This window comes from Aeromonas sp. HMWF015 (genome assembly GCF_963878965.1).
Lineage (GTDB): Bacteria > Pseudomonadota > Gammaproteobacteria > Enterobacterales > Aeromonadaceae > Aeromonas > Aeromonas veronii.
On the sequence record NZ_CAWNZT010000109.1, the window covers coordinates 1 to 2139 of the forward strand.

The window sequence follows — 2139 nt, forward strand, 5'->3', positions numbered from 1 at the left end:
TTCCGCCAGCGCGCGGGGCAACAGCAGGCCAAACGCAACCAACAGGAGCGCCAGACGAGCAGTGAAACGGGGGGAAAAGAGTAACAGCATGATCGGGAGGTGGTCGCCTTGACAATACCGCTGCTAAGGCATTGCGGTTCGGGTACATGAACCCAGATAGTAAGTTGGCTGACACTGGCCTGACAAGTCTCACCCCGCCATCATCGACAGAGTTCGTGTAAAGAAAACGGAGAGCCCGTCTGGTAACGGGCTCTCCGGTGGCAGGCAGCAAGGCGGAAATCACTTCTTGCTGATGCCGTATTCTCGCAGCTTGTTGGCGATGGCGGTATGCGACACGCCCAGGCGTTTGGCCAGCTGGCGCGTCGACGGGAAGGCGGGATAGAGCCGGGCCAGCAGCTGGCTCTCGAAGCGCTTCACCGCATCGTCGAGATTCCCCTCAAACCACTCGTCGATCAGCGGCATGGTATCGGCCGCCACCGGCAGGTCGATCTGCTCGGGCCCCAGCTCATCCCCTTCCAGCAGGGTCATGGCACGGTAGAGACAGTTGCGCAGCTGACGCACGTTGCCCGGCCAGCGATAGGCGGTCAGGTAGTCGGCCATGTTGCGGGTAAAGCGCGGACGGGGTCGCTGCAATTCGCTGGCAAAGCGGGAGACAAACTGCTGGGCCAACACCATGATGTCCGCCTTGCGCTCGCGCAGGGGGGGCAGCGCCAGACTGAGCACGTTGAGGCGATAGTAGAGATCCTCGCGGAAGGTTCCTTCGTGCACCAGATCCAGCAACTGCTTCTGGGTGGTGCAGATGAAACGCACATTGACCTTCACCTCCTGCTCGTCACCGACCCGGCGGAATACCCCATCCTGCAGCACCCGTAAAAACTTGGTCTGCAGATGGGGAGACATATCGCCGATCTCGTCCAGCATCAGGGTGCCGCCGCTCGCCAGCTCCAGCACGCCGCGCTTACCCTCGGTGTTGTTGCCAAAGGCGCCGGGGGCATAACCAAACAGCTCGCTCTCGGCCACGTTATCGGGCATGGCGGCGCAGTTGAGGGCCATAAAGGGGTGGCTGGAGCGCAGGCTGGCCCCGTGACAGGCACGGGCCAGCAGCTCCTTGCCGGTGCCGGTCTCGCCGACGATCAGCAGCGGCGCATCCTGCATCGCCAGTTTGCGCGCTTGCGACAGCACCTCTTTCATCTTGGGGCTCTCGGCCTGCAGATGCTCGAAGCCCCCCACTTCCACCGCATGGAGCGCGCTGAAGTGCAGGCCGACCCGACGGGCAGATTTGAGCACCACCACGGCACCGGCCAGCGCCTGCTTGCCGCGGGCTTCTGCCACGAACAGCGGCATCAGGTCCGCCAGATACTCTTCGCCATTGAAACTGAGCTTGCAGGTCTGCGGCTTGATCTCGCTCGCCTCCAGCCAGCGGGTGAAAGAGAAACCCTTGACCAGCGAACCGAGCGCCACGCCGCGCACCTCCTCCACCGGCAAGCCGAGGGTGGTGAGGGCAGACTGGTTGGCCTGGGTCACCTTGCCCTTGCTGTCGAGGGAGAAAACCAGATCCGGCAGCGCCTTGAGCAGCGCCTCGATTTCGTGGTGCTCTCGCTCGGAAGGCATGTAGGGGATGGTCTTGACGTCGTAGACGCCGGGAATACGGCGGATCTCCGGCATCAGGTGCTGAAAATCACTGAACTCCAGCTCGGGAAAGTTGAGATAGATGATGCCTGAGGTATCGATTTCGATGCCGCGCAGATCGATATTGTGCTCCACCAGGCGGTCGAGCAGTTCCCGGGTCAGGCCCAGGCGGTCTTCACAGCTGACTTCAAGACGCATTCGGGACACACTTCCTAGCTAACTCTATGAATGAGCGGATAATACAGTCTCGATCCCCCCAGTGCGAGCGCCAGCCCATAAAAATGCGGGCCCGCCCCGCTTTCGCAGGCAGGCCCGGGTCAACCGATGACGCTGGTGTGGGGTGCGATTACCGAAGCAACTGATCGGTGCGCGCCGCCATGATGAAGTCGTTGCGATGCAAGCCGCCAATCTTGTGAGTCCACCAGCTGACGGTCACCTTGCCCCACTCTGTCAGGATAGCGGGATGATGGAACTCCGCCTCCGCCAGCTCCCCCAGGCGGTTGGTGAAGG

Annotated in this window: 2 protein-coding genes; both read right to left on the bottom strand. The window is 62.0% G+C overall.

Going from position 1 to position 2139, the window contains the following annotated elements:
• Positions 1–279: 279 nt before the first annotated feature.
• Positions 280–1827, bottom strand: coding sequence for a transcriptional regulator TyrR (gene tyrR / locus AACS18_RS05280; RefSeq protein WP_005333656.1), 1548 nt, complete (start codon positions 1825–1827; stop codon positions 280–282).
• 148 nt (positions 1828–1975) lie between these two features.
• Positions 1976–2139, bottom strand: a 164-nt coding sequence (locus AACS18_RS23130) for a 4a-hydroxytetrahydrobiopterin dehydratase (protein WP_258228861.1), incomplete at its 5' end; no start/stop codon positions are given.

Excerpts from the sequence above, each read along its gene's own strand:
- tyrR (WP_005333656.1), bottom strand. The coding sequence starts at position 1,827 with ATGCGTCTTGAAGTCAGCTGTGAAGACCGCCTGGGCCTGACCCGGGAA.